This window comes from Priestia iocasae (genome assembly GCF_016909075.1).
GTDB classification, from domain to species: Bacteria; Bacillota; Bacilli; order Bacillales; family Bacillaceae_H; genus Priestia; species Priestia iocasae.
Genome location: NZ_JAFBFC010000019.1, coordinates 1 through 1,057, shown reverse-complemented (window position 1 = coordinate 1,057; position 1,057 = coordinate 1). Strand labels below are relative to the sequence as shown.

General features: G+C 35.0%; 1 protein-coding gene. It reads right to left on the bottom strand.

The annotated features are described in order from the left end of the window. Positions 1-1,057: IS200/IS605 family element RNA-guided endonuclease TnpB (gene tnpB, locus JOC83_RS19915; protein ID WP_205189102.1), on the bottom strand; the 1,057-nt coding region annotated here is incomplete at both ends.

The window sequence follows — 1,057 nt, the reverse complement described above, 5'->3', positions numbered from 1 at the left end:
CCATTCACGCAAAGTGAGACTTTTAACGGCTTGATGTTTGTGACCACACGTTGAACAAAGCTGACTAGAAGGAAAGTTTTTAGCAACCGCAACAATTTGCTTTCCATACCAGTTTGCTTTATATTCAAGCATTCTTCTAAATTCAAACCACGATACTTCGCTAATTGCTTTTGCAAGATTATGATTCTTCAACATATTCTTAATAGACAAATCTTCAATACCAATGATGTCGTGGTTTTTGACAATCTTGGTTGAAATTTTATCTAACAGATCTTTTCTTGCATTAGCAATTTTTTCGTGGATACGAGCCACTTTTAGTTTTTGTTTGTGCCAGTTAGAAGAACCTATTTGTCGTCTTGACAGAATGCGTTGGGCCTTTGCCAACTTTTCTTCTAACGTTCGGAAAAACTTTGGATTTTCGTAAACTGTTCCATCTGATAATGTCGCGAAATCTTTTAGACCAACATCAATTCCTACCGCCGAACCTACTTTTTTAAAAGGTACAACTTCTGTTTCAACTAAAATGGAAACGAAGTATTTGCCCGAAGGGTTACATCTAATGGTTGCATTGATAATGCGACCTTCAACCTCTCGGCTTTTTGCAAAAAGTACCGTACCCAATTTTGGCAGCTTGATATGTTTCTCTAATACTTGGATATTTCCGTTTACACATTTCGTTGTGTACGATTGAACAGGGTTCTTTTTCGATTTAAAACGCGGTTCCCCATTTTGTTTTTTGTAATAGCGAGTATAGGAATCATTCACAATTTCAACTGATTTTTGGAGAGCGATACTATCTACTTCTTTTAAAAATGGATAGTGCTTCTTTAATTCTCGAACAGCCTTGATAGATTGGTTTTTATTGAAAAATTCACCTTTCCAATTATTCGACACAAGTTGACCGTTCTGTACCATTTTGTTAACAACATACCAATAAGCATCTTTGTTTTTTTGCTTGCCAACAAAATAATTGTACACAAAACGAGAACAACCAATGGTTTTATGAATTAATTCCATCTGTTTTTGATTTGGATAGAGTCTGAATTTATATGCTTTT